This is a genomic window from Enterobacter sp. FB, assembly GCF_000805795.1.
Classification (GTDB): Bacteria; Pseudomonadota; Gammaproteobacteria; order Enterobacterales; family Enterobacteriaceae; genus Enterobacter; species Enterobacter roggenkampii.
Window position 1 is genome coordinate 54,379 of the sequence record NZ_JSZC01000008.1, and the last position, 14,667, is coordinate 69,045.

At 53.3% G+C, this 14,667-nt stretch carries 15 protein-coding genes; 9 read left to right on the forward strand and 6 right to left on the reverse strand.

What is annotated here, in order from left to right; all coding sequences use genetic code 11:
- Window positions 1-41: 41 nt before the first annotated feature.
- Window positions 42-662, forward strand: coding sequence for a superoxide dismutase [Mn] (gene sodA / locus PI91_RS05725; RefSeq protein ID WP_003861999.1), 621 nt, complete (start codon window positions 42-44; stop codon window positions 660-662).
- A 71-nt stretch (window positions 663-733) separates the two neighbouring features.
- On the forward strand, window positions 734-1,408 hold the full coding sequence (gene yiiM / locus PI91_RS05730) for a 6-hydroxyaminopurine reductase (protein WP_008501820.1): 675 nt from the start codon (window positions 734-736) through the stop codon (window positions 1,406-1,408).
- Between the two features lie 53 nt (window positions 1,409-1,461).
- On the opposite strand, the gene cpxA is transcribed toward yiiM, so the two are convergent.
- On the reverse strand, window positions 1,462-2,835 hold the full coding sequence (gene cpxA, locus PI91_RS05735; RefSeq protein ID WP_003862003.1) for an envelope stress sensor histidine kinase CpxA: 1,374 nt from the start codon (window positions 2,833-2,835) through the stop codon (window positions 1,462-1,464).
- Entirely contained in the window at window positions 2,832-3,530 is a 699-nt protein-coding gene (gene cpxR, locus PI91_RS05740; protein WP_006179159.1) for an envelope stress response regulator transcription factor CpxR, read from the reverse strand. Before cpxR ends, cpxA begins: the two co-directional genes overlap by 4 nt.
- A 150-nt stretch (window positions 3,531-3,680) precedes the next feature.
- Between cpxR and cpxP the strand changes: the two genes are divergently transcribed.
- Window positions 3,681-4,187, forward strand: coding sequence for a cell-envelope stress modulator CpxP (gene cpxP, locus PI91_RS05745; protein WP_021242802.1), 507 nt, complete (start codon window positions 3,681-3,683; stop codon window positions 4,185-4,187).
- A 145-nt stretch (window positions 4,188-4,332) separates the two neighbouring features.
- Here the strand turns inward: cpxP and PI91_RS05750 are convergent, their stop codons facing one another.
- Window positions 4,333-5,841: a polysaccharide pyruvyl transferase family protein gene (locus tag PI91_RS05750; RefSeq protein WP_039265636.1), complete on the reverse strand. Its 1,509-nt coding sequence runs from the start codon at window positions 5,839-5,841 to the stop codon at window positions 4,333-4,335.
- Between the two features lie 487 nt (window positions 5,842-6,328).
- Here PI91_RS05750 and fieF point away from each other — a divergent pair, with 487 nt between their 5' ends.
- The 5 genes from fieF (at window position 6,329) to PI91_RS05775 (ending at window position 11,787) form a co-directional block, all read left to right on the forward strand.
- Window positions 6,329-7,222 carry a CDF family cation-efflux transporter FieF gene (fieF, locus tag PI91_RS05755; protein ID WP_039265637.1) on the forward strand — a complete coding sequence of 298 codons (894 nt, stop codon included), beginning with the start codon at window positions 6,329-6,331 and terminating at the stop codon, window positions 7,220-7,222.
- Window positions 7,223-7,396: 174 nt separating this feature from the next.
- Window positions 7,397-8,359 carry a 6-phosphofructokinase gene (gene pfkA / locus PI91_RS05760; RefSeq protein WP_008501816.1) on the forward strand — a complete coding sequence of 321 codons (963 nt, stop codon included), beginning with the start codon at window positions 7,397-7,399 and terminating at the stop codon, window positions 8,357-8,359.
- Window positions 8,360-8,568: 209 nt separating this feature from the next.
- Window positions 8,569-9,558 (forward strand): sulfate ABC transporter substrate-binding protein, encoded by a 990-nt coding sequence (locus PI91_RS05765; protein WP_021242803.1) that lies wholly within the window; start codon window positions 8,569-8,571, stop codon window positions 9,556-9,558.
- Window positions 9,559-9,665: 107 nt separating this feature from the next.
- Window positions 9,666-10,409, forward strand: coding sequence for a CDP-diacylglycerol diphosphatase (locus tag PI91_RS05770; protein WP_025912303.1), 744 nt, complete (start codon window positions 9,666-9,668; stop codon window positions 10,407-10,409).
- Between the two features lie 73 nt (window positions 10,410-10,482).
- Entirely contained in the window at window positions 10,483-11,787 is a 1,305-nt protein-coding gene (locus tag PI91_RS05775; RefSeq protein ID WP_039265638.1) for an SLC13 family permease, read from the forward strand.
- 81 nt (window positions 11,788-11,868) lie between these two features.
- Here the strand turns inward: PI91_RS05775 and tpiA are convergent, their stop codons facing one another.
- Both tpiA and PI91_RS05785 read right to left on the reverse strand, forming a co-directional pair.
- Entirely contained in the window at window positions 11,869-12,636 is a 768-nt protein-coding gene (gene tpiA / locus PI91_RS05780; RefSeq protein WP_003862019.1) for a triose-phosphate isomerase, read from the reverse strand.
- 111 nt (window positions 12,637-12,747) lie between these two features.
- A complete protein-coding gene (locus PI91_RS05785; protein WP_021242806.1) occupies window positions 12,748-13,344 on the reverse strand; it encodes a DUF1454 family protein in 597 nt (198 codons plus the stop codon).
- Between the two features lie 112 nt (window positions 13,345-13,456).
- On the opposite strand from PI91_RS05785, the gene PI91_RS05790 reads away from it, so the two are divergent.
- On the forward strand, window positions 13,457-13,876 hold the full coding sequence (locus PI91_RS05790; protein WP_008501811.1) for a DUF805 domain-containing protein: 420 nt from the start codon (window positions 13,457-13,459) through the stop codon (window positions 13,874-13,876).
- Here PI91_RS05790 and fpr read toward each other — a convergent pair whose 3' ends face one another.
- Window positions 13,877-14,623: a ferredoxin--NADP(+) reductase gene (fpr, locus tag PI91_RS05795; RefSeq protein WP_021242807.1), complete on the reverse strand. Its 747-nt coding sequence runs from the start codon at window positions 14,621-14,623 to the stop codon at window positions 13,877-13,879.
- Window positions 14,624-14,667 lie beyond the last annotated feature (44 nt).

Sequence of the window (14,667 nt, forward strand, 5' to 3'; positions counted from 1 at the left end):
GGCATTAACAGCTGTGCCGCCCGACAATAATGGAGAGGATTATGAGTTATACACTGCCATCCCTGCCGTATGCCTACGACGCACTGGAACCGCATTTCGACAAGCAGACGATGGAAATCCATCACACTAAACACCACCAGACCTACGTGAACAACGCGAACGCCGCGCTGGAAAGCCTGCCTGAGTTCGCTAACCTGCCTGTTGAAGAGCTGATCACCAAGCTGGACCAGCTGCCAGCGGACAAGAAAACCGTGCTGCGCAACAACGCGGGCGGTCACGCTAACCACAGCCTGTTCTGGAAAGGCCTGAAAACCGGTACCACCCTGCAGGGCGATCTGAAAGCGGCTATCGAGCGCGACTTCGGTTCCGTTGATAACTTCAAAGCGGAGTTCGAGAAAGCCGCTGCAACCCGTTTCGGCTCCGGCTGGGCGTGGCTGGTACTGAAAGGTGACAAACTGGCCGTGGTTTCTACCGCGAACCAGGACTCCCCGCTGATGGGTGAAGCGATCTCTGGCGCATCCGGCTTCCCAATCCTGGGTCTGGACGTGTGGGAACACGCTTACTACCTGAAATTCCAGAACCGTCGCCCGGACTACATTAAAGCGTTCTGGGACGTGGTGAACTGGGACGAAGCAGCAGCGCGTTTCGCCGCTAAAAAATAAGGTTGCATTGACGCCTGTGAGAAGCGAGTCTGATGGCTCGCTTTTTTTGTATCTGCGTAATGGAGGCAGCGATGCATTATCCGGTGAATGTATTTACAGGCAAGGTAAGGGAGTACGACGGCAGCCGCCCGAGCGCCATCGCCAAAATTCAGGTCGACGGTGAGCTGACGTTAACCGACCTCGGGCTTGCGGGCGACGAGCAGGCCGAAAAGAAGATCCACGGCGGGCCGGAGCGCGCGCTGTGCCACTATCCGCGCGAGCACTATCAGCACTGGAAGGCGGAGTTCCCCGAGCAGGCGGATCTCTTCGTTGCTCCCGCGTTTGGTGAAAATCTCTCCACTGAAGGGCTCACCGAAAAGAACGTGTTTATTGGTGATATCTACCGCTGGGGCGATGCCCTGATTCAGGTGACGCAGCCGCGCTCGCCGTGCTTCAAGCTCAACTACCATTTCGGCATTCATGACATGTCGGCTCAGATGCAAAGCGCGGGTAAAACCGGCTGGCTGTACCGGGTGGTGCTGGCTGGGCAGGTTTCAGCGGATGCGCCGCTTGAGCTGGTATCACGCCTGAGTGAGGTGTCTGTTTACGACGCCTGCGCCATTGCGTGGCATATGCCGTTTGATGACGAGCAGTATCATCGCCTGCTGTCGGCGGCGGGGCTGTCGACCAGCTGGACAAGAACGATGCAGAAACGGCGTTTAAGCAGCAAGATAGAGGATAATTCCCGGAGATTGTGGGGTAAATAGACCTCCGTAAAAAGTAGGCCGGGTAAGGCGAAGCCGCCACCCGGCACTAACAGCTACGAACGCTTATACAACGGTAGCCACAGCGTTAACCGCAGCCCACCCAGCGGGCTGTCGTCGGCTTTCACCCAGCCGCGGTGCTGCTGCATGGCGGTTTCCACAATCGCCAGCCCCAGTCCCGTACCGCCCGATTCCCGGTCGCGCGCCTCGTCGGTGCGGTAGAACGGACGGAAGATCTGCTCGCGGTCTTCCGGGCTGACGCCAGGACCGTCGTCGTCGACGATGACGGTGATCCCGTCTTTATCCACCGAGAACGCCACCTCAATCTTCGTGTGCGAGTAGCGCAGGGCGTTACGCACGATATTTTCCAGCGCGCTTTCCAGCGCGTTGGGGTTACCGTACAGCGGCCATGGACCCGGCGGGAAGTTAACGGTGAAGGATTTGCCCATCTGCTCCGCTTCGAACGCCGCGTTATCCAGCACTTCATGCCACAGATGATTGGCTTTCACCGTTTCGCTCACCAGCGCGTTTTTCTGCTGATTGCGCGACATGACCAGCAGATCGTTGATCATGCTGTCCAGACGATGCGCTTCGGTTTCGATGCGCTCCAGCTCTTTGCTTTCTCCGCTGCGGCGACGCAGCAGGGCGGTACCCAGCTGTAAGCGCGTGAGCGGGGTACGCAGTTCGTGCGAGATATCCGACAGCAGGCGCTGCTGGGCCGTCATCATGCGATCGAGCGCGCTCACCATCTGGTTAAAACTGGTCCCGGCGGCCAGGAACTCCTGCGGTCCGGACTCCAGTTCCGGGTGCTGCCTCAGGTTGCCCTGCGCCACTTCGTCGGCGGCGTTTTTCAGCTTACGTGCGGGTTTTGCCAGGCTCCACGCCAGCCATAACAGCAGCGGCGAGCTGACCAGCATCGTGACAATCAGCAGCAGGAGAGGGCGGTCAAACAGCAGGTTGATAAAATCGGACTGGGAGCTGCTCGCGGGGCGAATCAGGTAGAGCTGATAGTTATCCTCGCCATCTCTGACGGAGAACGGCCCCACCATCTCTACGCGGCCATATTTTTTCTTCTGGGGGTGATCGGCATTATCTGCCTGGCCAATGAAGTTGCGGATGATCTGCATTTCATTGCGATCGGCGCCAATCACGCGGCCTTCGCTGGTCACCAGCAGCAGGCGTTGTCCGGGCGGCGCCCACTTGTCGATAGCGCGAAATAGCCTGCGCCACCACATCAAATCGTTTGGCGGATCGTTTGCCAGCTCGGCTTCCACGTGTTGCTCGATCATCACGCCCTGACGTTGCTCGCTGTCGAGAAGCTCCGTCATCTGGCGTGAGTCGAGTTTTGGCAACATCAGTACGAGCATTAAAACCAGTGCCAGCGTCAACCAGAAGATGGCGAAGATGCGGGCGGTTAAGCTTCCTATCATGAAGCGGAAACCATCAGATAACCGCGACCACGCAGGGTTTTAAACCATGGGTGACCGTCTTTACGCTCCGGCAGCTTACGGCGCAGGTTAGAGATGTGCATGTCGATGGCGCGGTCAAACGGGGTAAGACGCTTGCCCAGCACTTCCTGACTTAAATGTTCACGCGATACCACCTGGCCGAGGTGCTGTGCCAGCAGATACAGCAGGGTGAACTCGGTGCCGGTGAGTTCGAGCGTCTGGCCATCAAAGCTCGCTTCCTGTCGGCCCGGATTCAGGCTCAGGGAGTCGACTTCAAGGGTCGGTGAACTGTTGTCCGTATTTTGCTGCTGCTCGCTCCAGTGGGAACGACGCAGGATCGCGCGAATACGGGCGACCAGTTCGCGGTCGTTAAACGGCTTCGGTAAATAGTCATCCGCGCCCAGCTCAAGGCCGAGTACGCGGTCGAGTTCGCTGCCGCGCGCGGTCAGCATGATAACGGGAGTCTGGTGTGTCTGTCGAAGCTCTTTCAGCGTATCAATGCCGTTTTTCTTCGGCATCATCACGTCGAGCAAAAGTAAATCGATGCTGTCGTCAAGGAGACTCAGCGCCTGCTCGCCATCATGGGCAACCAGGACGTTGAAACCTTCCATGTCGAGCAACTCCTTTAAAAGGGATGTGAGCTCTCGGTCATCATCAACTAACAGGATTTTATTCATTGTTTAAATACCTCCGAGGCAGAAATTACGACATCAAGGCTGTCTAATCCATGACTTTACGTTGTTTTACACCCCCTGACGCATGTTTGCAGCCTGAATCGTAGACTGTCTCTCGTTGAATCGCGACACGAAAGATTTTGGGAGCAAGTGATGCGCAAAGTTACCGCTGCCGTCATGGCCTCAACGCTGGCGTTCAGTGCGTTTAGCCAGGCTGCTGTAGCTATCATCAGCGATAACGGTCCCTTACAAGAGGGCGCAACGCAGAACAGCAGCCAAAGCCATATGTTTGACGGCATAAGTTTAACCGAACATCAGCGTCAACAGATGCGAGATCTGATGCAGAGGGCGAGACACGACCAGCCCCCTGTTAATGTTAGCGAAATGGAGACAATGCATCGCCTTGTCACCGCAGAAAATTTTGACGAAAGCGCTGTGCGCGCTCAGGCCGAAAAAATGGCACAGGAACAGGTTGCTCGCCAAGTAGAGATGGCGAAGGTCCGCAACCAGATGTTCCACCTGCTAACGCCGGAGCAGCAAGCGGTTTTGAACACCAAACATCAGCAGCGTATGGATCAGCTGCGTGAGGTTGCACGGATGCAGCGAAGCTCAGAAACCTCGTTTTTCAGTAGCAATAGCAGTACCCGTAGTAACCAGTAAACCCTGTTTTCCTTGCCATAGACACCATCCCTGTCTTCCCCCACATGATGTGGGGGTTTTTTTTGCCTGTTGATTCTTCACATCATGAGAAAATGGTATTGAGCGTTCCTCGTTGCTATTACCAGGGAGTTTTCATGTCCCTGTATTATTTTATGAGTGCATTTTTTATTTTTAATTTTATGTTATTAATGGTTTTAATCAAATTATAGGTCCTTGATTTTTTCATTTCATCAATCCATTTTTCAGCATCGGATTTTTGTTTAAATAATTCTTTGTTTTGCAGTTGAAGGGCGTTGAATGTATCCTGCAATTCATTGTTGGCTCTACTAAAGGTATTGAGATTGTCCTTCAACTCAATATTCAACTTACATAATTCGGCGTGTTTATCCTGTAGCTCTACATATTTTATGTGGGTGTCTCTACTGAGATTATCCAGTTGACTGAACTCGGATTGTAATGTACTGAAAGATTTGTTTATATTGGATATGGTATTAGAAAAGCTAATAAGGAAATTATCACTTCCTTTCTCTCTCGTTTTAGTTGATACGAGTAAGTCAATAATAGTGTCAAAGTGCTGATGCAGAGATGCTATTTTATCATCTAAAATAACTGGAGACATTTTTTTGTGACATTGTACTGTACGCTCGTATAGGAAATTAGAATCAGTTATGTAATAATCCTGAAGATCTAACATCTTGAAGAGATCTTTAGTTTTTCCGTTCAGCATATAATCAAAGGCCACAACTTTTTTCCCATGACAGGCTGCGGTAATTGCGCCATGGAAACTCACACCAATATAAGTGTGGCAACCTGCCAGCATGCTCATAATTTCGTACATATTGAGTTCTTTTTCATAAAGAGTATATCGGGAATCTGCGTTTTGATTTATCTCCCTAAGAATGCTTTCATCATCATGAGTATATGCCAGTGGTAACAGTATGATTTCAAAGTCTAAGTTGTAAAAATAGTCTAATGATTTTACAACATCAGGAATTGCACTTTTGGGTAGGAATCTATTCGCGTGATAAACAATGTATTCTTTATCGCTGTTTCTTAAATTATTTAACGATTTTTCAATAATTTCATGAGGAATGCATTCTGTCATCATAAATGCAGAATCAGGAAATACGTTAATTAATGTATCCTCTATGCCACTATCAGTCAGGATTTTTTTAGTATAGTTGTCCCGGACTGATATATAGTCAATAGGGTCGCATAAGGCCTGAGTAAGTTTCTGATAAAATGGTGAGAAATCATGGTAGCCGCCAAGTAGATTCCAGATTAGTTTTATGTTGTGTTTGTATGCAACAATCGAAGGAATAACCCATGTTTCAAACACTGGGTAGTCTACGAACTCGTCCGAGTCTCTTTTTATTTTTTGTTGCCCACTTGCATAGTGGAATATTCCACCGCCACCAACAATAATTGCATCGAAATTATGTTTTAGATGCAATGATTCCATCTCATTTAATGGGTAGACAATCTCATTTAATGATAGGCTTTGTGTTCCCCCCACCGGTGAGAAAAGATAAAGTTTGATATTCAGACCTTTCATTTTCATGATTTTATCGAAAATAATCGGAAATAAATGATCTCCATAATTTGCGATATCATAAACGCCAGTAAACGCAATTTTTAGTGGTTCATTAGACATATATATTCTCTTAAGATAAATTTTTCCAGTACAACATGTATAGCATCAAGTGTACTATATCGCTGAAATTAAAAAATATTAAGTTATCCTATAAATTTAATAAAGAACAATGAGTTAGATGGTGTGGTGGTTTTTCAGAGTAGTGGCAGGTTTTATTGTTTGACACAATGCAATAGCATCTGTTGAGCGATTGGATACGGAAGCAACTTATCCTTTCAGTATTTTCTAAGTCGCAGTGACAGTGTCGTCGATGGTGCATATCAACGTAACAACCAAACCGGATGTGTAGTCTGGATGTAACGGGTTGTTGTAATAAAATTCTTTTAATACAAGTGGTTATTTTTTTTCTTTCTTCTCTGTTCCTGTCTTCTCCCACATCAGGGTGGCTCTGCACCATATTCTGGTTTGTTAACCGTTTATTCATCTATTCATCCTTCGACTCCACAAGCTTCCGTTATACTACCGGCATGACATGACAGGAGCGTTTATGAATCAATCCTATGGAAGACTGGTCAGCCGGGCCGCCATCGCGGCGACCGTCATGGCATCCAGCCTGTTACTGATTAAAATCTTTGCCTGGTGGTATACCGGCTCGGTCAGTATTCTGGCGGCGCTGGTGGATTCGCTGATGGACATTGCCGCCTCATTGACCAACCTGCTGGTCGTACGTTACTCGCTGCAGCCAGCGGATGAAGAGCACACCTTTGGGCACGGTAAAGCGGAGTCGCTGGCCGCGCTGGCGCAAAGCATGTTCATATCCGGTTCTGCGCTGTTCCTGTTTCTCACCGGCATTCAGCATCTCGTCTCGCCGACACCGATGAACGATCCCGGCGTCGGCGTCGTTGTGACGGTCGTTGCACTTATTTGCACACTTGTTCTGGTAACGTTCCAGCGCTGGGTCGTTCGCAAAACGCAAAGTCAGGCCGTACGGGCGGATATGCTTCATTATCAATCTGATGTTATGATGAATGGGGCTATTCTTATTGCGCTCGGTCTGGCCTGGTATGGCTGGCATCGGGCCGATGCGTTGTTTGCGTTAGGGATTGGTATCTATATTTTATATAGCGCCCTGCGGATGGGGTATGAAGCAGTGCAATCGCTGCTTGACCGCGCCCTCCCGGACTCAGAACGTAATGAAATTTTTTCTATCGTGACCGCCTGGCCCGGCGTCAGCGGTGCACACGATCTTCGAACGCGGCAGTCAGGGCCGACCCGCTTTATTCAGATTCATATTGAAATGGAAGACAACCTGCCACTGGTTCAGGCTCACATGATTGCTGAGCAGGTCGAGCAGGCGATATTGCAGCGTTTTCCTGGTTCAGACGTCATCATTCACCAGGATCCCTGCTCGGTTGTACCCGGACATGTTGGGCTTTCGTAATTCGTTGTAAAAAAGTGAGCCAGGCCAGCTTTTTGTGTATAAATTACCGCCATTTGGTCTGACCTGAATCAATTCAGCTGGAAGGGATTGATATACTATTTGCAGTATTCGTTGGTCGATAAGTTTCTTCCGGCAACAGATTTCAATTTTGCATTCCTAAGTTCAGAGGTAGTCATGATTAAGAAAATCGGTGTGTTGACAAGCGGCGGTGATGCGCCGGGCATGAACGCGGCAATTCGTGGGGTTGTCCGCGCGGCGCTGACGGAAGGTCTGGAAGTTTTTGGTATCTATGATGGTTACCTGGGTCTGTATGAAGACCGTATGGTTCAGCTCGACCGTTACAGCGTGTCTGACATGATCAACCGTGGCGGTACCTTCCTTGGGTCTGCGCGCTTCCCGGAATTCCGTGATGAACACGTTCGTGAAGTGGCTATCGAGAACATGAAAAAACGTGGACTGGACGCCCTGGTGGTTATCGGCGGTGACGGCTCGTACATGGGTGCAAAACGTCTGACTGAAATGGGCTTCCCGTGCATCGGCCTGCCGGGCACCATCGACAACGACATCAAAGGCACCGACTACACCATCGGTTACTTCACCGCGCTGGGCACCGTTGTGGAAGCAATTGACCGCCTGCGTGACACCTCTTCTTCCCACCAGCGTATCTCTATCGTTGAAGTGATGGGGCGTTACTGCGGTGACCTGACCCTGGCTGCGGCAATTGCGGGGGGCTGTGAGTTTGTCGTGGTTCCGGAAGTGGAGTTCAGCCGTGAAGATCTGGTAGCTGAAATCAAAGCGGGCATCGCGAAAGGCAAAAAACATGCGATCGTGGCTATCACCGAGCACATCTGTGACGTAGACGAGCTGGCGAAGTACATCGAAACCGAAACCAAGCGTGAAACCCGTGCAACCGTACTGGGGCACATCCAGCGTGGCGGCTCCCCTGGCCCGTATGACCGTATTCTGGCGTCCCGTATGGGCGCGTACGCAATCGAACTGCTGCTGCAGGGCCACGGCGGCCGCTGCGTCGGTATTCAGAACGAGAAACTGGTTCACCATGACATCATCGACGCGATTGAAAACATGAAGCGTCCGTTCAAAGGTGACTGGCTGGACTGCGCGAAAAAACTGTACTGATTGGCTCTGTTGCCCGGTGGCGCTGCGCTTACCGGGCCTACAAAAGCACGACTCGTAGGCCGGGTAAGGCGTAGCCGCCACCCGGCTTTTTTATGCGTGCACGCTTTTTTATTCCACTACGTTATAGCCAATCTTTTTTTATTCTTTAATCCTCGATTCGCTTTCTGGCACGCTGCATTCATCAAAACACTACACAAGAGAGCTGGGCGATGAATAAATGGGGCGTGGGTTTAACATTATTGCTGGCATCGACCAGCGTTCTGGCTAAGGATATCCAGTTACTGAACGTGTCATACGACCCGACGCGTGAACTGTATGAACAATACAACAAAGCGTTTGCGGCACACTGGAAGCAGGAAACCGGCGACAATGTCGTGGTTCGCCAGTCTCACGGTGGTTCTGGCAAGCAGGCGACCTCCGTCATCAACGGTATTGAAGCCGACGTGGTGACCCTGGCGCTGGCCTACGATGTTGACGCGATCGCCGAGCGTGGCCGTATCGACAAAAACTGGATCAAACGCCTGCCGGATAACTCCGCGCCCTACACCTCGACCATCGTTTTCCTGGTACGTAAAGGCAACCCGAAACAGATCCATGACTGGAATGACCTGATTAAGCCGGGCGTGTCAGTTATTACCCCTAACCCGAAAAGCTCCGGCGGCGCACGCTGGAACTATCTGGCCGCCTGGGGCTATGCACTGCACCACAACAACGGTGACCAGGCTAAAGCCCAGGAGTTCGTGAAAGCGCTGTACAAAAACGTGGAAGTGCTGGACTCCGGCGCGCGCGGTGCAACCAACACCTTCGTGGAGCGCGGCATTGGTGACGTGCTGATTGCGTGGGAAAACGAAGCCCTGCTGGCGACCAACGAACTGGGTAAAGATAAGTTTGAGATCGTGACCCCAAGCGAATCTATTCTGGCTGAGCCGACCGTTTCCGTGGTCGATAAAGTGGTGGAAAAGAAAGACACCAAAGCGGTGGCGGAAGCCTACCTGAAGTACCTCTACTCGCCGGAAGGTCAGGAGATTGCAGCGAAGAACTTCTATCGTCCACGCGATGCGGCTGTGGCGAAGAAATATGACGGCGAATTCCCGAAACTGAAGCTCTTCACCATTGATGATGTTTTCGGTGGCTGGACGAAAGCGCAGAAAGAGCACTTCTCTAACGGCGGCACCTTTGACCAGATTAGCCAGCGCTGAACATAAATAAACGACACGGTGACCCGGCGTGAGAAATCCGCCGGGTTTTTTATTTGGTCATCATTTTGCGTTACTCTTTTGCCTCTATTGAAAACAGGGAACGCGTTGTGAAAAAAATTATCTTATTGATCCTCATTGTCATCGCCCTTGCCGCTGGCGGCTGGTACTGGATGAAAGCGGGTAATCCGAATGCGTTGCGACATATCGTTCTCGACCAGTGCCTGCCGAATCAACTGCAACACCGTAACCCGGCACCGTGTGCGCAGGTGAAGCCTGACGCAGGCTATGTAGTCTTTAAAGACCGCAACGGGCCGCTGCAATACCTGCTGATGCCGACATATCGCATCAACGGCACCGAAAGCCCGCTGTTGACCGAAGCGCATACGCCGAACTTTTTCTGGCTGGCCTGGCAGTCGCGTAGCTTTATGACCCTGAAGCGTGGAAGCGAGGTGCCCGACAGCGCCATTTCACTGACGATTAACTCGCCGACAGGGCGCACGCAAAACCATTTTCACATTCATATCTCCTGCCTGCGCCCGGACGTGCGCGAGAAGCTGAACGCCGCGCAGGGAGACATCAGCACCCAATGGCTACCCCTTCCTGGCGGCCTGGAAGGGCATGAGTATCTTGCTCGTCGGGTGACGGAGAATGAACTGGTGCAGCGCAGCCCGTTCATGATGCTGGCTGAAGAGCTGCCGGAAGCGCGCGACCATATGGGGCGCTTCGCGCTGGCAATGGCGCAGCAGTCAGATGGTTCGTTTGTGTTGCTGGCCACCGAGCGCAACCTGCTGATGCTTAACCGCGCGTCGGCTGAGGAACTGCAGGATCATCAATGCGCTATCCTGAATTGACCCCACCATAAATAGCGTTTACTCGCCCTGCCTGTCGCCGTAGACTTGCTGAAAAATTCTACAGGAGACAGGTATGTCGCTCTGGTCAACGTATCCTCTGTTGCTGCCTTCACTGATTGTGGGCGTCACCATCGTACTATGGGCGACGTCGCTATTGCCGGAGTTCATTACCGCGCTGCTGTTCTTCACGGCGGCAATGACTGCGAAGATCGCCCCGCCGGAGGTGATTTTCGGCGGTTTTGCCTCGTCGGCTTTCTGGCTGGTCTTCAGCGGATTCGTGCTCGGCGTGGCGATACGTAAAACCGGGCTGGCGGACCGGGCCGCCCGGGCGCTGTCGGCAAAGCTCACCGACTCCTGGGTATTAATGGTAGCGAGCGTGGTGCTGCTGAGCTATGCGCTGGCGTTTGTGATGCCATCGAATATGGGACGTATTGCGCTGCTGATGCCGATTGTCGCCGCAATGGCGAAACGCGCCGGTATCGCTGACGGCTCCCGCGCCTGGTTTGGTCTGGCGCTGGCGGTAGGGTTCGGGACGTTCCAGCTTTCGGCGACGATTCTGCCCGCTAACGTGCCTAACCTGGTGATGAGCGGTGCGGCGGAAGGCTCGTACGGCATCCACCTGAACTATGTCCCGTATCTGCTGCTGCACACGCCGGTGCTGGGCATTCTCAAAGGCCTGATCCTGATTGGCCTGATCTGCTGGCTTTTTCCCGGCAGCCCAAAACCGCCTCAGGAACAGGTGCCGTCTGAACCCATGGGCCGGGATGAAAAGCGTCTTGCCTGGCTGCTGGCGATAGTGCTGGGGATGTGGGTGACGGAGAGCTGGCACGGCGTGGGGCCCGCCTGGACCGGGCTGGCGGCGTCGGTCATCGTTATGCTGCCGCGCATCGGTTTTATCACCGGGGAGGAGTTTTCTGCCGGTGTGAATATGCGCACCTGTATCTACGTTGCCGGTATTCTGGGGCTGGCGATCGTCGTGACGCAAACCGGTATCGGCACGGCGGTGGGCGAGGCGTTGCTCCGTATTATGCCGCTCGATGCAGACCGACCGTTCACCAGCTTCCTGGCGCTGACCGGTATTACCACCGCACTCAACTTCATCATGACCGCTAACGGCGTTCCGGCGCTGTATACCACCCTGGCGCAGAGCTTCTCGGATGCGACCGGCTTCCCGCTGCTGTCGGTGATCATGATTCAGGTGCTGGGCTATTCCACGCCGCTGCTGCCGTATCAGGCGTCGCCGATCGTGGTGGCGATGGGGTTAGGAAAAGTGCCTGCCAGGGCGGGGATGGTGCTCTGTCTGGCGCTGGCGGTGGCAACGTATCTGGTGCTGCTGCCGCTGGATTATCTGTGGTTTAGCCTGCTGGGACGGCTGTAAAAAAGCCCGGTGGCGCTGACGCTTACCGGGCCTACAGAACCGTAGGGCGGGTTAGCAAAGCGCCACCCGCCACAAAGGCAATTACGCCTGTTTAGCCGCTTCTGCCGCTTTAACGATCACCGCGAAAGCGTCCGCTTTCAGGGATGCACCGCCAACCAGCGCGCCATCGATGTCTGGCTGGGTGAACAGCTCAGCAGCGTTAGACGCGTTAACGGAACCACCGTACTGGATGATCACTTGCTCAGCCACTTTGGCGTCAGCTTTCGCAATGTGGTCACGGATGAATTTGTGAACCGCCTGAGCCTGCGCAGGGGTGGCTGATTTGCCGGTACCGATCGCCCAGACTGGCTCGTAAGCGATAACCGCGCCTTCGAACGCTGCTGCACCCTGCGTTTTCAGCACTGCGTCGATCTGACGTGCGCACACTTCTTCAGTTTTGCCCGCTTCGTTTTCTGCTTCGGTTTCACCGATGCACAGAACCGGGATCAGACCCTGCTCTTTCAGCACGGCGAATTTCTTCGCGATGAACTCGTCGGATTCTTTGTGATAGGTGCGACGCTCGGAGTGGCCGATGATGATGTATTTCGCGCCGATATCTTTCAGCATTTCAGCGGACGTTTCACCGGTGAACGCGCCAGACAGGTTAACGTCAACGTTCTGCGCGCCCAGAATGATGTGGCTGCCGTCAGCGGCACGTTTAGCCAGATCCAGGTACATATCCGGCGGAGCGATAGCAACCGCGCAGCCGGTCACGCCAGCCAGCTCTTTACGCAGGTTCGCAACCAGTTCGTTTACCATGTGGCGGCTGCCGTTCAGTTTCCAGTTACCCATCACTAAAGGATGTCGCATTTCAATTCTCCACGCTCAATAAGCGAATTAAGGAATATGGCCACCCTGTCGGGCAGCATGGTCTGTGAATCAGTATAGAGATTTTCCCTCGAAAGGCTTTGCTTTTTGTCATTAATTCGCCCCGCCGAGGGTGTCAGATAGTGCCAGCTTAATCGGTTCAACAGCGAAGGTCAGTCCTTTTTCGCCGTTGTCCGCCACCACATAGCGGATCGCGCCTTCGGTATCGGCGTAATAACGCTTGTTTTTACCGGCGGTGAGGAGTTTTTGCAGCTTTTGCTGGCTTTGCTTTTTCGTCAGCGCAGGGGTAAACGCCTGCAGGACCGCGCTCATGTACTCCAGCGCTTTCGCCTTCGCGGCTTTCTGCTCTGGGCCCTGTATTGGCAGCCAGGTGATTTGCATGCTTTTGATTTTTAACGTCCCGCGCTCCAGCGCCGTGGAGGCATACAAATTCTCGTTAATCTTGCTTGCTGCACGGGTCAGGGTAGGCGTGTCGCGAGGGCCATCAATGGCACGAAACTCATCCAGCGGCAGCGTGGGGTTGGCCTGATTGAAGGCTTCACGAAACTGGCTGATGGACTGATCGAACGACGGTGCGCCCGCCAGCAGGTACGGTGCGGTGGTCGGGGCTGTGGTTTCGGCGGCGTGCAGGGTAAAACCCGCGCTGAGCAGCGCTAAACACAGGAAAAGAGAATGTGCCGAACTTTTCATCAACATTGCCCCTGGCCGTAAGTGCTCATGATTAAAACGATATCTGGTCGGCTTGTCAAAAGGTCACAACTCCAGGGTAAAATGCGGGCTAAACGATAATAAGGAACCTTACATGACCATACAGCAGTGGCTGTTTTCATTCAAAGGGCGTATTGGACGCCGTGATTTCTGGATCTGGATGGTGACGTGGGTTGTCGCCATGCTGCTTCTGTTTTTCGTCGCCTATAACGCGTGGCTGAGCACGCAAACGGCGGCCTTCGCGCTGGTCTGCCTGCTCTGGCCAACGGCGGCAGTCGTGGTGAAACGCCTGCACGATCGCGGCCGCTCCGGCGCGTGGGCATTTCTGATTATTCTGGCGTGGATGCTGGTGGCGGGAAACTGGGCGATGCTTCCGTCCATCCTGCCGTGGGTGGTGGGCAGGCTGCTGCCGTCGGTCATCTTCGTGATGATGGTTGTCGATCTGGGCGCGTTTATTGGCACCCAGAGCGAAAACAAATACGGTAAAGACACCGTTGAGGTGAAATACCGCTGATCACCAGTAGTGTTCGGCGGTCATATGGCCCGGTCGGCGGCGAAGATGTTTCGTCATCTGCCGGGTATCCTTCAGAAGCTGCTGCGTGTCGCGTACCATCTGCGGGTTGCCACACAGCATGACGTGGCTGGTTTCAGCCGTCATCGGTAAACCCACCGCCTCTTCCAGGGCACCATTCTCAATTAACGCCGGCACGCGACCGGTCAGCGTTCCTGCTACGGTTTCGCGGCTGACCACCGTCTGAATCTTTAACTTTCCGCCGTACTGCTGTTCCAGCGCCTGCATCTGCGGCAGGTAGCTCAGGTCTGCGGCGTAGCGCGCAGCGTGAACCAGCACGATGTTTTTAAATCGCTCCAGGTCTTTGCCGTACTGCAAAATAGAGAGATAAGGGCCGATGGCCGTACCGGTTGCCAGCATCCAGAGCGTGTCACAATCCGGGATCTCTTCGAGCACAAAGAAGCCTGCTGCTTCACTCACGATTTGCACGTCGTCGCCGGGCTTGAGGGCGGCAAGGCGCGGGCTGAGTTTACCGTCAGGAACGGTGACCAGATAGAACTCGAGATCCGGGTTATCAGGCGCGTTAACGTAAGAGTAGGCGCGCTGCACGCGCTCGCCGTCGACATCCAGCCCCAGCTTCGCAAATTGCCCGGCTTTAAACGGGTGGACGGGAGCATGCAGGGTGAGACTAAATAGCGCATCGGTCCAGAACTGTATCTTTGTGACTTTACCTGTTACCCAGTCCGCCATGATCTTCTCCTGTGCTGTTTCTCTGTTCTATCTTCCGTACTTAA